We start from the raw sequence: 17907 nt of genomic DNA, 5'->3' as shown, positions 1-17907 counted from the left end.
AAGCACTACATTAGACTAAAGATGCATGGTGAGTAATGTTTACAGTAAAAGCTAATGTATAGCATGAAGGTTAATATTTACACTGAAGACTTAGCTCAGACAGTTTGATAAATATCATTAGAGTGATAATGCCTCAACAATCCTATTAACGGTTATCTAAACACCGGCCATAAACAGAAGTATAATAATTAATCATAAAGCCAAAACGCTCCCCCATAATGACCACAATTTTATAACGATTGTAGCGAGCAAACCACAAAGTCTCGCAAAAAAGTAAACCTTTAATATTAACTCAACGTATATTAACTGAACATTGATTTAGCACAGGCTTTAGTTATAAATGAGACGAATTACTGCGGTTTTTCACTTTCAGGCCGATAGCCTATTTAATTACTTATTTTAATAGCGACATTCATCTAATTATTATGCTTGAAACAATCCGCACCCTATTTGCCGTCACAGATGAAAACCTGTTAATTGTTGGTAACTTTCAGCCTATGGTGGTGTTTATTTCTATCACCATTGCAATATTAGCCTCTTTTATGGCATTGCAAGTGGCGTCTCAAGCAGCGCTAACCCTTAATAAATATAAACGATATTTATTAACCAGCTGCGGCAGCATAGCCTTAGGCGGTGGTGTATGGTCAATGCATTTTATCGGTATGTTGGCATTTAGCTTATGTACACCAGTGAGTTACGATGTAGGCTTAACCGCTTTGTCTTTTATCCCTAGCATTGCTGCTTCTTGGGTAGCATTAAATGTCATTTCTACTCCTAAGCCTAAACTTAACCAGTTCATATTTGGCGGCATTCTTACCGGCTTAGGTATTGGTACCATGCATTATGTCGGCATGGCGGCTATGGAAATGGCCCCTTTGCTGCGTTACAACTTATTCTATTTTGGCTTATCGATTATTGTTGCTGTTATTTTGGCAATTTTGGCGTTGTGGATCCGTTTTAGCTTAAATCATTTAGGTCGCTTTACGTTAAGTGACTTACATAAAAATGCCATTGCTGCTGTGGTTATGGGTCTAGCCGTTTCAGGTATGCATTACATCGGTATGGCTGCAGCACGCTTTGTCCGTCCACCAGGGTTTGAGTTTTCAGAACAAACCGAAATGATGTCGTTCTATTTAGCGATTGCGGTAGCAACCATTACCGTTTTTATCATTGTATTGGTATTAGTCGTCAATATGTTGGTTAAATACCAAACGTCTTTATATCAAGCCAAATTAAGCGAAGCTCGTTATCGCGCTACCATTAGCACTGCCGTTGATGGGATCATTACCTTTAATGCCAAAGGGCGTATAGAAAGCGGCAACCAAGCAGTCGAATCTTTGCTCGGCTGGAACCTCGAAAATCTGTGCCACCAAAATATTCGTGACTTTATCCCATCTCCATTTATTGTCGACTTCAATTCTTACTTAAACAGTTACTTAGATAATAATAAACCACAACAAAAAAGTGATGGACGTGATGTTGAAGCACTACACATCAGCGGCCAATCAATACCCGTTAGGGTATCGATTGGCCACACACGCATAGAAGGCAAAAGCTTGTTTGTGATGTACATAAGTGATTTGCGTAATCGTATTGAAATGCAACGTGCACTGATTAAAAGCGAAGCCCAGTTTCGCTCACTAATCTCGAATATCCCGGGTATCGCCTATCGCTGTTTAAATGCAGAAGATTGGCCAATGTTATTTATTAGCGACGCGGTTGAACAAATAACCGGTTACCCAGCAAGTGATTATGTAGGTACAGGTAAAAAACGTAATTTTTATGAACACGTACACCCAGACGACTTGATTAATATTACTGAACAGGTGAATCATCAACAGTTTTACCTAGAGTACCGTATTTATAATGCCAATGGAGAAATCCGTTGGCTATTAGGTTATGGCATTCATGTTGATGGCTTGGATACAAAAGATAAATGGCTCGACGGTTTTATTATGGACATCACCGAGCGCAAAGAAATGGAACAATCATTATTAATTGCCAAAGATAAAGCCGAGCAAGCCGCATCTGCACGAGCAGCATTTTTAGCTAATATGAGCCACGAAATTCGCACCCCAATGAACGCCATTATTGGTTTTAGCGATATTTTGCTCGACGACTCGCTCCCAGTAGAACAACGTAAGCACTTACGGACCATTAATCAGTCCGCAAAATCATTATTGCATTTACTGAATGATATTCTCGATAGTGCAAAATTAGACAAAGGAAAGTTTACATTAGAGTTCAGAGATTTTTCATTAATAGAAGAAATCGACTCTGTGGTATCGACATTATGGTTACAAGCTAATGATAAAGGCTTGTGTTTAAATGTTAATGTGTCAGCGGATGTGGCTCCATTTTATCACGGTGCACCTGACCGAATACGCCAAGTATTAACCAACCTTATTGGTAACGCTATCAAGTTTACTGCCGATGGTGGGGTTGATATTAATATTGATATCAAGCCAAGCGGTTGTATCAATTTTGAAATCAAGGATACCGGCATCGGCATGACAGAAGAACAATTATCTTTAGTCTTTGATGCTTTTGCTCAAGCAGATGCCAGTATGAGCCGTCGCTTTGGTGGCACAGGACTTGGTACAACTATTAGCAAACAATTGGTTGAGTTAATGGGCGGAACAATCACTGCCAATAGTATTTTCGGCAAAGGTAGCTGTTTTAGATTTGGATTACCGTTAACGGCACCGAAACATCAAAAAGCTCCAGCAATTACCGATGATTCAAATCACCTTATCCCACTGAGCATTTTAGTTGTGGATGATATTCAACAAAATATTGACCTATTAACTATTATGTTAAAACGTCAGGGACATACGGTCATCGCTGCCCGAGACGGAAAACAAGCCCTACTGCGGATGCGCAGCGACAATATTGATATTGTATTAATGGATATACAGATGCCGATAATGGACGGACTAACCGCCTCGCGCACACGTCGGGAACAAGAGCAAAGTGAACAGTTACCACACATGCCTATTATTGCATTAACAGCCAGTGTGTTGCCTGAAGATCGCAAAGCAGCCTTAGATGCCGGCATGGATGGTTTTGCCAATAAGCCTATCGATATGATATTGCTTAATCATGAAATAGCCCAAGCATTAACACTTGAGCAAGACAATCTAGTCGTCGATAATACCGCTGTTGATACCGACAACAAGCAAGTTGTTAATGAAAAAAAAGGCATCTCAATGTGGGGAGACAAACCCACTCTTATCAAAGAAATTTATGCCTTTATGGCTAAGCAACATGATAGTTGTCAACGTATTCAACAATTGACAGCTGCAGCCGATTGGCAAAGTATTCAGACTCTCTTACATGGACTAAAAGGCTTGTCAGGTAATTTAGCTCTTTCACAGCTAAGCAGACTATTTCGCGATGCTGAACACTTAACCATGACAAAGTCGCAAACAGAGTTGTCGGCTTTATTGCCCATTATTGAACAAGCTTTTACTGATGTAACGACGTATCTTAGTCGGCAACAAAACAGTCAAAGTAGTCAAAGTAGTCAACACACACAATCGGGCGACACGATGAGCAGCGAGGAATTACTGCACATCATCACTCGTATTGAAATGGCAGCTCGAAACAATCAATACAATGAACCCGATGTAGAGTCTTTGATTGCAGCTACCCCATCGGCTTATCAACACCAATGTATTACAATACAAAATGCTCTAGACGACTTTGAATTTGAACAAGCAGTAACCGCACTCATTGCCCTTGAGTCTCATATTACCGCACAGTAAAAAGACTGAATTGAATGATATATAGCAACCAAGACCGTATGCCGACAATTCTTATTGTCGACGATGAACCCGCTAACCTCAGAGTGTTAAAGAAAATGCTTGAGGATCAGTACAGACTAATTTTCGCAAAAAGTGGCGAAGAAGCTCTGCGTTTAATTGAACGCGACTTGCCTGATCTGATTTTGCTAGATGTGATGATGCCGGGTATGACCGGTTTTGAAGTCTGCCAGCAACTTAAAACAGAGCAACGCACCAAAGCTGTACCTGTCATTTTTGTGACGGCGTTAAGTGACGAAGTTGACGAAGCTAAAGGCTTTGATATGGGCGCAGTAGACTACATCACTAAACCCGTGTCACCTGCAGTGGTTAAGGCACGTGTTCGTACTCATTTATCTTTAGTGCAAGCTGAAGACTTGCGCCGTACCCGCTTACAAGTCATTCAACGTTTAGGGCGTGCATCAGAATACAAAGACAATGAAACCGGTATGCATGTGATGCGCATGAGCCATTTTTCTAAAATTATTGCTCTTGCCTATGGCCTATCAAAATCGGCCGCCGACAATTTACTCCATGCAGCGCCAATGCACGATATTGGTAAAATAGGTATTCCCGACAGCATTATGCTTAAACCGGGTAAGCTAACCGTTGAAGAATTTGCCATCATGAAAAAGCACCCTGAAATCGGTGCCGAAATTCTAGGTGAATCAGATTCAGATTTAATCGCCTTAGCCAAATTAGTCGCGATGACTCACCATGAAAAGTGGGATGGCAGCGGCTACCCTCATGGACTTAAAGGTGAAGATATTCCTATTGAGGGACGTATTGTGGCAATTGCCGACGTATTTGATGCTCTCACCAGTAAACGCCCTTACAAAGAAGCATGGACTGTCGACAAAGCCATGGCATTTTTACATGACCAAAGCGGCATACATTTTGACCCGCAGTTAGTGACACTATTTCAGCAATCTTTGCCCAGCATTTTATACATTAAGCAACGCTGGCAAGACTAATAGACCGTAATTGGCCCGTTAGTTTAGTTGTGCACTAACGGGCCAATTAGTGTTTAGGTTTTACCTGACTTCAATCGCTTAATGGTTCAATTCACCCTACTCCCTTATTTTCAATAGGATTTTTTATGACATCGGCTGCAGCATTACCTAGCCAACTGAACACCACCGCCATTTTACTAGTATTAGCTTTAGGCACATTTATATTAGGATTATCAGAGTTTTCGATGATGCCAATGCTGCCATTAATTAGCGAGACATTTGCCTCAACACCGTCACAAAGTGGTTATGCTATTAGTGCTTATGCGATAGGGGTTGTTGTAGGTGCACCTATTTTAATGTTGACAACAGCCAACATGAAAAAACGTCATGCCTTAACAATATTTTTAACATTAATGTTTATTTCTAATGGCTTAAGTGCCATGGCAACCTCACTTGAGCAGCTTATTGTATTTCGCTTTTTAAGTGGCCTGCCCCATGGCGCTTATTTTGGTGCCGCTATTTTATTGGCTGCCGATATTGCCCCTCAAAATAAACGCGCAAGTTACATGTCTAAAGTATTTATGGGCCTAACCATAGCCACCATTGTAGGGGTTCCAATTGTCACTTTAGTCGGCCAAAACTTAAGTTGGCGTTATTGTTTAGCGGGTGCATCTGTCCTCGCCTTAATTGCATTAGTATGTGTATATGTGGTGATCCCAAAAATTGAAAACAACCAACCATCAAATTTAATCAATGAGTTTAGCGTGTTAAAGAATAAATTGGTCTGGTCAATTCTTGGCATTGTCATTATTGGCTTTGGTGGCGTATTTTGTATTTACACTTACATCGCCGATACCATTTTAGTGGTGACTGAAACACCGGCATACACAATTTCAATCGCAATGGTTATGTTTGGTATTGGTTGTACCTTAGGTAACTATGTATTAGGCAAAGCAGCCGATCGCGCCGCCTTAAAAACCACCGGTATCGCTTTAGTTTGTACGATTATATTTTCGCTTGCCTACGTCAGTGCCAGCCATAATATTTGGTTATTGTATACGGTGATTTTCTTTATAGGCTGCAGTGTGGGTTTAGCGACACTCATTCAAACCTTACTGATGGACGTATCGCCAAATGGTCACGCTATGATAGGTGCATTAGTACAATGTTCATTTAACACCGCCAATGCTATCGGCCCTTGGGTGGGCGGCATGTTTATCGCACAAGGGGCAATGCCTAACGAGACTGGTTATGTAGCAGCAGTGCTATTTGCCGGCGGCTTAATGATGTGGCTGTTAAGTTATCTGCAAATGAGTAAGAAAAATGCTCAACTAGAGCAGTGTTCTGCGTAATCTCATTGCCAATAACAAGATGTAATACGAGCCGAAAATGATTTACTTTGGAGTGAAATACACTCCAAGGTAAAGTAACAATCTGATAATTAAAGCTTAAACAATCCAGTTTAAACTTCTAAAAAATAACATTTTAACCAGCATTCCTTTTGCATAGCTTACCAAGTAATGACATTTTTATTGATAATGCCAACAGTTAATAATTTTATGTAAAGTATAAAAAGCAAATATAAAACTAACTATAAATCACATCGCATTATTGAACTAAAAGCTAATTTACGTCGTATTTAAAAACAAGATTCATCAGTAGAGTCTCAATTACATTCACAATCACATTCACAATTGTATAGAGGCAAAATATGTTGTCATTCTTTAAGCCAAATCCAGTCAAAAAATTACGTAAAAGCTATGATTTAATACTTGAACAAGCCATGCAAGCCCAGCGTAAAGGCGATATCAAAACCTATTCATTACTCACGGCTGAATCAGAACAGATTTGGGATAAAATAACGGCTTTAGAAGCTACCAGTAAATAACCGTCGTTTATGAAAACATCTGATTAATGTCAATAATTAATGCGGCTCAGGTAATATCGGCGCACTAGAGTCCATAAACGTTAAATAGTCCTGCCAAATATTATGAGTGCGCTGCACTGTAAGTTGCAGCATACATCCTTGGTACATTACGCCTCTAATGCTGCCATCTCGCCACAATTGATATATAGCATTACAGTAAGACTCTCGATACGTTAACCAGTCTCGTTGCGACAGCTGAAGTGCTTCTACCGCCTTTGGATCATCATGATATTGCTCATTAGCTTTAGCGATATATTTATCTAACCTAAGCTGTGCCTCATCGGTTTTCTGTCTAGCGCAGACATTCATTTCACGCGTATTAACGGGATCATTGCAATCAGCCGTTGCTTTATGAGGCATTTCATTTCGGACTGTCTCTGTTTGAACAATCTCTTGCGCCCAGCTCCCACCATTTAGCACCATGATGCAAACCAATAGTCCAAAGATTACAACATTTTTCATTATTGAAACTCCATATTGTTTTTCAATCTATTTAACCTCAATTTGAGTTAAGTGATGGGTCACTAAAGACACAAATAATTCAACTATTCTATATTAAGCTCGCCATTAGGTTTATTAACAATAGTAATGCGGATTAATTCCATCAAGCGAAGTAATACAAGAGAAAAGTAACAGAATAATGGCAACAAACATCATTTAATCCTTAACGAACGACTTTGGATGAAAAACATCATTAATGATGATAAATTAATCAGTAAAAATAGGAAAACAGACATGTTAATTTAATAATCTGTGACTAATAGTCAAAAACGACCTTTAATTCAGCGTTATTCTGTACAAATTAACGTCAACTGTAATGTTATTTGACGCAAGATATTATGTTAATGATGACACTTTTATGCCGTTAGTGGTCACATTGGTTATGGCAGGTTATTGAGGAGGATTTTATGTGGTGGCGAGTAACCATTATCAGCTTGGCTTACTTATTATTGGGCGCACATTTTTTACGATTTGATCAACATATATTGGCCATCATAGCCGTGAGCTTACCCTTGCTGTTATTAATTAGGCATGCATTTATACACACATTACTCAAACTCGGTTTACTGATCAGTGTGGTATTTGTATGGTCAGTTTCTACGTTTAACTTTATCGACATGCGTATGTCACTTGAACAACCTTGGTTAAGGTTGGCAATTATTATGATATCGGTAATGGCATTTACTGTGTTTGCGGCGTTTTCAACTAACGGCCTCAATCATAAATTAAGACGTTAGCATAAACTATGAAGCTAGCATAAAAGCTCTGCTAACATTATTTGTTCGGTTTCAACCACTTATAAATACTGTCTTTGCGGTAAAATAACAAGGCCGCAAAGAGTACAATATAAATACTGGGTTCGATAATTTCCGACTTTACTGACCAGTAAAAGTGGATTGGTGCCAGTATTGCTGCCACATAAATCCAATTATGCAATGATTGCCAGCCCTTACCCATACGGCGCTTTATACGATTCAAAGAGGTAATCGCCAGTAACAAAATGATAATCAAGGTTGCAGCACCGACCAAAATATAGGGCCGCTTAATCACTTCTTCGAACAATAAACCCCACGCAAACAGTAAATCTAAACTAATAAACGCACTTATGTGTAATAGCGCATAAGCGCAAACATACAAGCCTACCAAACGACGAGTTTGCATCAGCGCCGCTATTTTAAATCGTTTGGCTATGGGTGAAATAAGCAAAGTCACTAATAAACTATTAATCGCGCCCATGCCGGTGTAGTGAATAATATACTGCACCGGATCGCCACCCGCGTTGTCAGTTAATACTAGCGCCACGAGATAAAAGGCTGGCAATAAAAAGCTAATATGCAACAAAACCTTTAACCAAAACAGACCTCGAGGGCTAATCCGCATTAATAAAATTTCCTCAAATCGATATTTTTGTATAAATCAGCCACTGAATCACCATAACCGTTAAACATTTGGGTTGGGATACGTTTAGCAGAAAATAAACCGCCTTCACCAATGCTGCGTTCAGATGCCTGCGACCAACGAGGATGATCAACCTCTGGGTTTACATTGGCGTAAAAACCATACTCACTTGAGGCCAATTGATTCCAGCTTGTCGGAGGCTGTTTATCCATCACCCGAATCCGCACAATAGACTTGATACTTTTAAAACCATATTTCCAAGGCACGACTAAGCGGATTGGAGCACCATTTTGGGGCGGCAAGGTTTTACCGTATAAGCCTACGGCTAAAAACGATAAATCGTTCATTGCCTCAGCAACTGTTAAGCCCTCAACATAAGGATAGTGGATCCCCCCGCCCATTAACCGGCTCTTTTGCCCTGGCATTTGGTCTGGGTCAAATAGCGTTTCAAAGGCAATATGGGTCGCATTACTTTGCACGCCTGCTTGTTTAAGTAAGCTGGCTAACGAAAAACCGACCCAAGGAACAACCATCGACCATGCTTCAACACAGCGTAAGCGATAAGTGCGTTCTTCAAGGGCAAAACGAGTGGTCAGTTCATGTAAATCTAGAGTAATCGGTTTATCGACTAAACCGTCGATAGTTAACGTCCAAGGATCAACCTTAAAACCTTGTGCATTATCAAATGGGTCCGATTTACTGGCACCAAATTCATAGAAATTATTATGACGAATCACTTTATCTTCAGGTGTTTTCGGATTAGGTAATACAAACTTGGCTGGAGTAGCGTATTGCAGGCCTTGAGTCACGAAAGGATTTTGCGCTTTTTGCTCGCCAAATAAATCAAAAATACCGGCTTGAACCTGACCCGGCAAACTCGCTCCCAATGCACCTAACCCTAGAGCTTTAATGATGTTACGACGATCATTAAATACCGATTCAGGCGTAACTTGGTTATCAGGAATATGCCAAGAAGCACGTTTATGTATGCCTTGAGTAAAACCTTTTTTACCGGTCATAAATCACCTCGTTAAAATATTTATCGACAGCCAAGTATTAGTATCATCTGCCTTACGCTACTCAATAGACAGGCAAAATCAGGCTTTTATTGCAATTGACCGCAAAAAAATACTAAAAATATCTTCAATCTGTCTTTATCAATAAAGATCACATAAATGCCTGCAACTTTACGACTAATACGAACTGATATTACGCTTAGATTTAATTTTAATCATTATCCACTATTTCATTAAATCCTTAGTTTACCCCTTGCAGGCGTTTATTAGCCGTGCGACCCTTAGCTATTATTTTCTATCGGTTTTTGTTATGCCTTTTGCTGTGTCATTAACGCCTCCTCAAATTGCTGCTTTGGTTGCTGTTGCATTACTCGCCTTTCTTATTGGCGCCCTAATCAATCAACGCTTAACACGTCAACGATGGGAGCAGCTCAAACTGCAACATGAACAGCAAACACTCCAACAACTCAATGAAGTTCAAATTGAAATGTCGAGATTACAAGATAATCTCGATGATAAGATTGATCACAGTAATCATCTGCAAAGCAAAATAGAAGATTTGATTGCCCAGCTTTCTAGCGCAGAAACCAAAGCCGACCGAGTTAATCTTGTTGAACAACAAATGCTCGAAGCCCAACATCGTTTAATGGAGTCACAGCTCAATTTAGCCAAATCTAACGCTGTGCAACAAACCATTCTGGTTAAAGCAGAAACAGAACAAAAATCATTACAAGATAAAATCGTCTTGCTCGAGTCTGCAGAGGAACGCCTTAAACTGCAATTTGAAAACCTTGCTAATCGTATTTTTGAAGAACGCAGTGAAAGCTTTAAACAACAAAACGTCTCACAAATGGACGGTGTGCTCGGGCCGCTAAAACAACAGTTAGAAGGCTTTAGACGTCAAATTCAAGAGTCATATACTCATGAGCAATCTGAACGTAGCGCATTGAAACATCAATTAGATAATTTACGCGATCTCAACTTAAAAATGAGCCAAGACGCAATTAACCTGACGAAAGCATTGAAAGGTGACAACAAGCAGCAAGGTAATTGGGGGGAAGTCATTTTAGAGCGGGTATTACAAGAAAGTGGTTTACGTGAAGGCCACGAGTACCAAACCCAACAAGATTTAAAAGACGACAATGGCAAGCGGTTTAAGCCTGACGTTATCGTCCATTTACCCGAGCAAAAAGACGTGGTGATCGACGCCAAAATGTCATTAGTCAGTTATGAACGTTACTTTAATAGCGAAGACAAAGACATTCGTGACCAAGCGATAAAAGAACATGCATTATCGATTAGGCAGCACATTAAAGGCCTTAGTCAAAAAGATTATCACAAACTACATGGTCTCAAAAGTTTGGACTATGTGCTAATGTTCATTCCCATTGAGCCGGCATTTTTACTGGCCATAGAATACGATCCGAGCTTGGTTAATTTCGCCCTAGAGCAAAATATCATGCTGGTAAGCCCAACCAATTTACTGGTGGCCTTACGCACGATTAATAATATATGGCGTTATGAATATCAAAACCAAAATGCGCAAAACATTGCTAAACAAGCCAGCCGCATTTATGACAAATTATGTGGTTATCTAGAAGATATGGATAAACTCGGCCGCGCCTTAGACACCGCAGATAAAAGCTATCAAAATGCGATGTCCAAGTTGTCTTCAGGTAAAGGCAACCTCATTAGGCAAGCCCATCATATGCAACAATTAGGCGTTGATACCAGTAAACAGATAGACAAACAATTGCTCAATCGAGCACTTGATGAGTCTGTCGAGAAACATGAAAGTAATGGCTAATCAATAGATGAGTGATGATTAACCTTTATTTAGGTAACAAATCTCATTGTCATTAACTAGCGTAAAACAGTTTATACAACAAACACTGATAGCAAACGAAACACTTCGGCGGAGATTCTCATTTAAATGCGTAACACTTGGGCAAACACTTTTATTACTGGCGCATTATTACTTAGCACATCGTTGGCTTTTCTTAGCCAAGCGCATGCGTTGACATCGCAGCAGCAAACTTACCTTGATGCTCGCCAAGCATTGGATAAAAAACAACACGATAAATATCAAGCCTTACGCAAAAAACTCGCCGACTATCCATTAACGGTTTATCTTGACTACCACGCAAATGTAGACAGCATAGTGCAATCTCCTGGTGACAAAGCGCTCAATGCAATCAACCAATTCGATACCACGCCACTTTACAATAATCTGCGTTATCGATACCTGCTTAATGCGGGTAAAAAACAACATTGGCAAGATTTTTTAGTGATTTCGCCAGACACACCAAATGATATCCGCCTGCAATGTTATTACTACCAAGCACAACTTGATGCCGGTAATAAAGCCATGGCATACAAGGGTGTAGAACGTATATGGGTTCACGGTTATTCTCGTCCTAAAGAATGTGATGCCGTGATTAATCAATGGACTAAAGCCGGTTATCGCACCCAAGAATTAATATGGGCACGTATGCTGTTGAGCTTCAATGCTAATCAGTCAAGTTTATTAAGCTATTTATCGCAAAAAATCACCCAACATAAAAGTGAAGCCAAATTACTATTGTCGGTTTATCGCGATCCCAACATTTTGCGTCATATGAAGAAATTTTCCAGTTCCAAGCCTATCATTGGCGATATTGTTGATGCTGGACTGCGTAAGTTGGCTCGCAAACATTTACATCAAGCCATTAAATTGTATGTTAAATACCAAAAAACAAATCGTTTTAGCGACGCGTCCGGTCGCCAACTTAATCGCTATTTAGTTCGTAGAGCACTAATTAAGCAAGACCAACAATTGGTGTCGCATATTGATGCCATGCTGCCATTACTTCAATCTGATGATTTATATGAAATGCGCCTGCGTTGGGCCATTCGTGAGCAAGACTTAGACACAATAGATAAATATTTAGCCCTATTAAGCGATCAAGGCAAAGCTGATCCACGCTGGCAATATTGGCAAGCTAAGATGACCTCTCGTCATGACAAAAACCGTGCAACTCAATTACAATCAACCTTAAGTGGCGAACGTAATTTCTACGGTTTTAATGCAGCAGAAGCCTTAGGCAAACCTCTGGCGATGAATGATGATAATTTAACGCCTAATCCAGAGTTGCAAGCCGCATTGAACCAAGACCCTGGGCTTGCTCGCGTGGTTGAATTAATGGCTTTAGATAAGCAAATTGATGCCCGTAACGAATGGCTGTATTTAATGCGCCGCCATACCCCTGAAATGACCGCACAATATGGTTTATTTGCCTTGAACAACGGCTGGCATGCATTCAGTGTTGAATCTAGTATTCAAGGCAAGTTATGGGATTCAATAGCACTACGTTTTCCAGCGGCATCCAACGATGAATTCGTTAAAGCCAGCAAAAAGTATGCAGTGAATATTGATGAAATCCGGGCTATTTCTCGTCGAGAAAGTGCATTTTATCCATACGCGACCTCAGGTGTAGGTGCCCGAGGATTAATGCAGTTAATGCCAGCCACAGCCAAACAAACGGCTAAAAAGAACAAAATCCGGTTTAATAATGTTAAAGATCTGTACGACCCTAAAGTGAACATTATGTTAGGCAGTGCTTATTACAGTGAGTTACTTAAACAGTTTAATCAAAACCGCGTGCTAGCAACAGCAGCTTATAATGCCGGCCCTGGTAGCGTTAGACGCTGGTTAAGAGCCTCTAATGGAAGCTTAGATGTGATGAGTTTTATTGAGACAATTCCTTATACTGAAACCCGCGAATATGTTCAAGCGGTACTGAGTTATCGAATGATATTCCAACAAAAGAACACATCAACTGAAGGGATGTTTAGCGAAAAAGAATTTAGCTATCGTTATTAAAGCTTATTAATTGTTACCGATACCGCCGCTATCTGGCGGTATTTTTTTGCTTAATGCGGGTGAGCAAGGTAACGTATGATTTTAATCGCATAATAAGAACATTAGCCCAGTATGTGTAAGGTTTATTGATGCTTTAGCTCATCACGTTTATAAAACATCAATCTTTAAACACAATCACGATAGATCTTACCAGTAAACCATAATGATAAAACATCACTACACAGTGGCCTCTAATAAACCCACAACGGTTTATTACCAACAGTTGGAGTTTTCGTGTCGCAATCAACAATTCAAACATTACTTAACCAACTAAGCCAAGTTCTGCTAGGTAAACCTGAGCAGATAAAACTTGCCGTCGCTTGTATCCTCGCCAAAGGTCATTTACTGATTGAAGATTTACCCGGTATGGGCAAAACCAGCTTATCCCAGGGCATTGCCAGCAGTTTAGGCATGAGTTACCAGCGGATCCAATTTACCAGCGATATGCTACCGGCTGACATTCTTGGCGTGTCCATCTACAGTAAAGAACAACAACAGTTTATATTTCATAAAGGCCCGATATTTAATCAAATGTTGTTGGCCGATGAAATTAACCGCGCCAGCCCCAAAACCCAAAGTGCTTTACTCGAAGCCATGGCAGAGCAACAAATTACTATCGATGGCATCACCCACCCTCTGAGTTCACCGTTTTTTGTTATTGCCACCCAAAATCCGGTTGATCAAGCTGGTACCTTCCCGTTGCCAGAATCACAACTCGATCGATTTATGATGCGGATTTCCATCGGATATCCCAGCGCAGAAGCCGAGTTAGCCATGTTAAAGTCGCGCACTCAAGCCAATAAACCAGCATCATTATCACAATGCTTAACCCCGCAAGAGTTAATGTTACTGCAACAACAAGTGGCGCAAGTGTCGGCATCTGATGCTGTGCTGAATTATTTAATTGCCTTGGTCGATTATTCTCGGCAACACAATACCGCCAACGGTTTATCGCCGCGCGCCAGTATTGCTCTGCTACAAGCCGCTAAAGCATGGGCTTTTATCAACCAACGTCAGTACGTGGTACCCGAAGACATTCAAGCGGTATTTGCCTCAGTTGCCGAACATCGCATTCGCAGTAGTAGTCAATTTCAAGGCCAAGCCTTGTCTGACACTATCCTCGCCAGCGTTAACCCAATTCGTTAACCCAATATGCAAATAGTGCAGACTCATATGGCTAAATCGACCGCATCAACCAAATCTGCTTCACCAACTTACGCCAATGATGCTATTAAGCAGTCTAGGTTACGTCGGTTAATTCCAGCATCGTTAACTCGACGCTGGTCAAGGTGGATAAGTAAACGCTTGCCACCGCAAAAGCAGATTACCCTCAGCCATAAAGGCATTTTTATTCTCCCAAGTGGTTTTGGATTAGTGTGGATTGGGCTAATCGTTTTACTGTATTTGTTTGGCACCAATTATCAAAATAACTTAGTGATAGGGTTAAGCTTATTACTCGCCAGTGTGTTCCATACCTGCATAATTTACAGCTATAAAAACCTTGCTGGTTTAACATTTAATGCCGTCACACCACCGCAAGGTTATGCTGGTGACAATATGCCATTTCCCATCATGTTAACTGGCCATACTCGACAACATAATCCCGATACCACCCACCAGCAAATTTGTTTGCAATTTAGTTATCAGCGCCATGTTCGTGTTAAACAAATGCACGAACAAACCATAGCGACTGTGCCATTTGAACACCCTACACGTGGCAAGTTAAATCCTGGACGGATCAAAGTTTCATCCTACTTTCCGTTAGGATTATGCCGCGCATGGTCCTATGTCGACTTAGACATCCATCATGTTATTTTTGCTAAACCAGAAATGTGTGACATCGAACTTTCAAGCCACATTAGCGACAATGATAACCCTAATGAACACGGAAAATTGCGCCCAGGTGTTGACGACTACAAAGGCTTACGCAGCTATATTCCGGGTGAATCACTCAAACAAGTAGCATGGAAACAATGGGCTCAAGATAAAGGCATGTTATCCAAAGAGTTTGCTGAACCAGAAGGATTACCCGTTTGGTTAACCTTGGCCAATACATCAGGCAATGACATTGAACACAGGCTCAGTAAACTCGCATGGCAAGTTGATAAGTTAAGCCAATCCCAGCAAATATTTGGCTTAATTTTGGATGACCATATTATCAATCAGCAAACAGGCGAAGCACATCGAGTGGCCTGTCATACTGCCATTGCGACTTATCATGCACCCACAAATATGAATCCCGATTTTAGTCCAAGTAATGTGGCAACCTCATCCGTGGGTGAATCGTCATGACTGATAACTTTGATACTATAATTAGCCGCAATACTCTGTTTTGGTTGTTGATCACCAATGTCGCTATCCTGAGCCCTTTACATCAACAAGCGACCTTATGGAGCATTGGCATTTGTGCGATTTGCTTTGTTTGGCGTGTGGGAATTTTTCTCGGTAAAGTGGCGGCACCGCCAAAAATATTGGTGACATCTTTAGCCATTGGCGCCGCTACCACCCTCGCTTTGGTGTCGAGTGAAATAGGTTTACTCAATGCGTTAGTTAACTTATTAATTTTAGGTTACGCATTAAAATATATTGAAATGCGCGAACTCAGAGACGTCAAAGCCATTGTGTTAGTGGGTTATTTTCTTATCGGTCTAACCTTACTTGATCAACAAAGCATGCTTAATACTTTGCATTTATTAGCTGTGGCAATCATTAATACCTGTGTATTGATCAGCGTTTATCAAGACAAATCTAACAAGATAGCTAACCTCAGTTTTAGCTTTAAAATAATATTACAAAGCCTTCCGTTAGCCATATTACTGTTTGTTGTCTTTCCCAGATTAGGCCCGCTATGGTTAGTGCCTAATATGAAAACGGCCAAGACGGGTTTGTCTGATGAAGTGTCATTTGGTGACATTAGTAAGCTCACTCGTTCAGCAGAATTAGCCTTTAGAGTTGGTTTTGATAATCCAGATGGCAGCACCTTAGGACCTGCCAACCAGGATTTATATTGGCGTACTCTGGTGATGGAAAATTATGACGGCAAAACCTGGCGTCAAGATCCCAGTATTCAACAAGTTCAGCGACAAGCATACTTTAACAAGCCCATGCGCCAGGCCCCTAACACCTCGACCAATGCTAGCAGTAAAAAAATCGACTATGTGGTCATTAGCGAACCCAGTCATCAAAAATGGCTATATGGCTTAGATGAAGCATTTAGCCAAAATGATCAAGTGGTTGAGTTAGCAGATTATCGCTTGTACTCGTTAAGGCCTATCGATCAGCGTATGAGTTATAGAGTAACCTCATATCCTGACACTATTATGGATCTTACACTTGACCCCACAATTAAACAGGTAAACCTCGCGTTGCCCGCCGATAGCAATCCAAAAACCCGAAAACTCGGTTTGCAGTTCGCCAAAGATTATCCAGATCCACAAGCGCGCATTAATGCGATGATGAATTACTTTGCTGAACAAGCCTATTACTACACCTTGAGTCCGCCTCGTGTCGGCGAGCAACAAATTGATGATTTCCTGTTTGAAAACCGTGCAGGATTTTGTGCTCATTACGCCTCAGCGCTCGTGTTTATGGCACGCGCTAGCGGCATTCCAACCCGTATGGTAACGGGTTATCAGGGCGGAGATTATAATGCTAAAGCGGGCTATTACAGTGTTTATCAATACATGGCCCATGCGTGGACCGAAGTGTGGTTTGAAGGCCAAGGTTGGCAACGTTTTGACCCTACCGCGATGATTGCACCGCAGCGGGTGTTAGATGGCTTTGATGCCACCTTTGACAGCCAAAGCAGCTACTTACAAGACAGCCCTTTTAGCACGCTGCACATGAAACAATACCCATGGTTAAATGAATTACGCCAGCAGTTTGCCAGTGTCGATTACTACTGGAGTGTGTGGGTATTAGGTTTTGACGAACAACGTAAACAGCAAGTATTAGCAAAATTATTGGGTGATGTTAGCAACACTAAAATCGCCTTACTGATGATTGTTAGCTTTATCATTATCGCACTGGTTATTGCCTATTACGCCGGGTTGTTCAATATTGATCGCCACCAAGATCCGCTTAATAAACGTTATCAACTCATTTGCCAACGTTTAACGAAAAAAGGCATCGCACGCCAGCAAGGTCAAGCAGCGTCAGATTACGCCGCTGCGGTTAACGGACATTTAAGCGCCCTTGCCCCTCAAGTGGCAGCGGACTTTACAGCCCTAAGCGATGCCTATGTAGCACTTAAATATCAACCGCTTTCGGAATCACAAACCCAGCAACAGCAACAACGCTTTAAGCAGTTATATCGCAGATTGCGTTTGCGACTGCTGCGCAATTGAACTTGTGCACAACATCAGCAATCATCCTGATTATTAACGGTTTTGATTGATGATTTAAGGCA

Annotated in this window: 13 protein-coding genes; 10 read left to right on the top strand and 3 right to left on the bottom strand. The window is 40.9% G+C overall.

Going from position 1 to position 17907, the window contains the following annotated elements; translation table 11 throughout:
* The first annotated feature begins 425 nt into the window (after positions 1 to 425).
* The 4 genes from FH971_RS07265 to FH971_RS07250 all read left to right on the top strand — a co-directional run bounded on the left by FH971_RS07265 (position 426) and on the right by FH971_RS07250 (position 6644).
* Positions 426 to 3767, top strand: coding sequence for an MHYT domain-containing protein (locus FH971_RS07265; protein WP_140233854.1), 3342 nt, complete (start codon positions 426 to 428; stop codon positions 3765 to 3767).
* Positions 3768 to 3781: 14 nt separating this feature from the next.
* A complete protein-coding gene (locus tag FH971_RS07260) occupies positions 3782 to 4777 on the top strand; it encodes a response regulator (RefSeq protein WP_206194448.1) in 996 nt (331 codons plus the stop codon).
* Between the two features lie 125 nt (positions 4778 to 4902).
* Positions 4903 to 6108, top strand: a complete 1206-nt coding sequence (locus FH971_RS07255; RefSeq protein WP_140233853.1) for an MFS transporter — start codon at positions 4903 to 4905, stop codon at positions 6106 to 6108.
* A 359-nt stretch (positions 6109 to 6467) separates the two neighbouring features.
* Positions 6468 to 6644 carry a DUF6435 family protein gene (locus FH971_RS07250; protein WP_140233852.1) on the top strand — a complete coding sequence of 59 codons (177 nt, stop codon included), beginning with the start codon at positions 6468 to 6470 and terminating at the stop codon, positions 6642 to 6644.
* Between the two features lie 36 nt (positions 6645 to 6680).
* On the opposite strand, the gene FH971_RS07245 is transcribed toward FH971_RS07250, so the two are convergent.
* Complete coding sequence (locus FH971_RS07245) at positions 6681 to 7145, bottom strand: lysozyme inhibitor LprI family protein (protein ID WP_140233851.1); 465 nt, start codon at positions 7143 to 7145, stop codon at positions 6681 to 6683.
* 446 nt (positions 7146 to 7591) lie between these two features.
* Between FH971_RS07245 and FH971_RS07240 the strand changes: the two genes are divergently transcribed.
* Complete coding sequence (locus FH971_RS07240) at positions 7592 to 7921, top strand: hypothetical protein (protein ID WP_137221449.1); 330 nt, start codon at positions 7592 to 7594, stop codon at positions 7919 to 7921.
* Positions 7922 to 7958: 37 nt separating this feature from the next.
* Here FH971_RS07240 and msrQ read toward each other — a convergent pair whose 3' ends face one another.
* Both msrQ and msrP read right to left on the bottom strand, forming a co-directional pair.
* Positions 7959 to 8564: a protein-methionine-sulfoxide reductase heme-binding subunit MsrQ gene (gene msrQ, locus FH971_RS07235; protein ID WP_137221451.1), complete on the bottom strand. Its 606-nt coding sequence runs from the start codon at positions 8562 to 8564 to the stop codon at positions 7959 to 7961.
* Entirely contained in the window at positions 8564 to 9601 is a 1038-nt protein-coding gene (gene msrP, locus FH971_RS07230; RefSeq protein ID WP_140233850.1) for a protein-methionine-sulfoxide reductase catalytic subunit MsrP, read from the bottom strand. Before msrP ends, msrQ begins: the two co-directional genes overlap by 1 nt.
* A gap of 307 nt (positions 9602 to 9908) precedes the next feature.
* Between msrP and rmuC the strand changes: the two genes are divergently transcribed.
* From rmuC to FH971_RS07205, 5 genes are all read left to right on the top strand, one after another.
* Positions 9909 to 11405 (top strand): DNA recombination protein RmuC, encoded by a 1497-nt coding sequence (rmuC, locus tag FH971_RS07225; RefSeq protein WP_140233849.1) that lies wholly within the window; start codon positions 9909 to 9911, stop codon positions 11403 to 11405.
* 126 nt (positions 11406 to 11531) lie between these two features.
* Positions 11532 to 13460, top strand: coding sequence for a transglycosylase SLT domain-containing protein (locus FH971_RS07220; protein ID WP_137221457.1), 1929 nt, complete (start codon positions 11532 to 11534; stop codon positions 13458 to 13460).
* A 273-nt stretch (positions 13461 to 13733) separates the two neighbouring features.
* Positions 13734 to 14645 carry an AAA family ATPase gene (locus FH971_RS07215; RefSeq protein ID WP_137221459.1) on the top strand — a complete coding sequence of 304 codons (912 nt, stop codon included), beginning with the start codon at positions 13734 to 13736 and terminating at the stop codon, positions 14643 to 14645.
* Between the two features lie 27 nt (positions 14646 to 14672).
* Positions 14673 to 15791, top strand: a complete 1119-nt coding sequence (locus FH971_RS07210) for a DUF58 domain-containing protein (protein ID WP_140233848.1) — start codon at positions 14673 to 14675, stop codon at positions 15789 to 15791.
* Positions 15788 to 17845: a transglutaminase TgpA family protein gene (locus tag FH971_RS07205; RefSeq protein ID WP_140233847.1), complete on the top strand. Its 2058-nt coding sequence runs from the start codon at positions 15788 to 15790 to the stop codon at positions 17843 to 17845. Before FH971_RS07210 ends, FH971_RS07205 begins: the two co-directional genes overlap by 4 nt.
* The last annotated feature ends 62 nt before the right edge of the window (positions 17846 to 17907 follow it).

The sequence above is a fragment of the Shewanella polaris genome, from assembly GCF_006385555.1.
Taxonomy (GTDB): Bacteria; Pseudomonadota; Gammaproteobacteria; order Enterobacterales; family Shewanellaceae; genus Shewanella; species Shewanella polaris.
The sequence above is the reverse complement of the archived record's forward strand: the minus strand, read 5'-3'. Positions and strand labels throughout refer to the sequence as shown.

What these genes read in the sequence shown, in the direction of transcription:
- FH971_RS07205 (WP_140233847.1), top strand. Translation starts at nt 15,788, where the DNA reads ATGACTGATAACTTTGATACTATAATTAGCCGCAATACTCTGTTTTGG.
- FH971_RS07210 (WP_140233848.1), top strand. Translation starts at nt 14,673, where the DNA reads ATGGCTAAATCGACCGCATCAACCAAATCTGCTTCACCAACTTACGCC.
- msrQ (WP_137221451.1), bottom strand. Translation starts at nt 8,564, where the DNA reads ATGCGGATTAGCCCTCGAGGTCTGTTTTGGTTAAAGGTTTTGTTGCAT.
- FH971_RS07240 (WP_137221449.1), top strand. Translation starts at nt 7,592, where the DNA reads ATGTGGTGGCGAGTAACCATTATCAGCTTGGCTTACTTATTATTGGGC.
- FH971_RS07250 (WP_140233852.1), top strand. Translation starts at nt 6,468, where the DNA reads ATGTTGTCATTCTTTAAGCCAAATCCAGTCAAAAAATTACGTAAAAGC.
- FH971_RS07220 (WP_137221457.1), top strand. Translation starts at nt 11,532, where the DNA reads ATGCGTAACACTTGGGCAAACACTTTTATTACTGGCGCATTATTACTT.
- msrP (WP_140233850.1), bottom strand. Translation starts at nt 9,601, where the DNA reads ATGACCGGTAAAAAAGGTTTTACTCAAGGCATACATAAACGTGCTTCT.
- FH971_RS07245 (WP_140233851.1), bottom strand. Translation starts at nt 7,145, where the DNA reads ATGAAAAATGTTGTAATCTTTGGACTATTGGTTTGCATCATGGTGCTA.
- FH971_RS07260 (WP_206194448.1), top strand. Translation starts at nt 3,782, where the DNA reads ATGATATATAGCAACCAAGACCGTATGCCGACAATTCTTATTGTCGAC.
- rmuC (WP_140233849.1), top strand. Translation starts at nt 9,909, where the DNA reads ATGCCTTTTGCTGTGTCATTAACGCCTCCTCAAATTGCTGCTTTGGTT.
- FH971_RS07265 (WP_140233854.1), top strand. Translation starts at nt 426, where the DNA reads ATGCTTGAAACAATCCGCACCCTATTTGCCGTCACAGATGAAAACCTG.
- FH971_RS07255 (WP_140233853.1), top strand. Translation starts at nt 4,903, where the DNA reads ATGACATCGGCTGCAGCATTACCTAGCCAACTGAACACCACCGCCATT.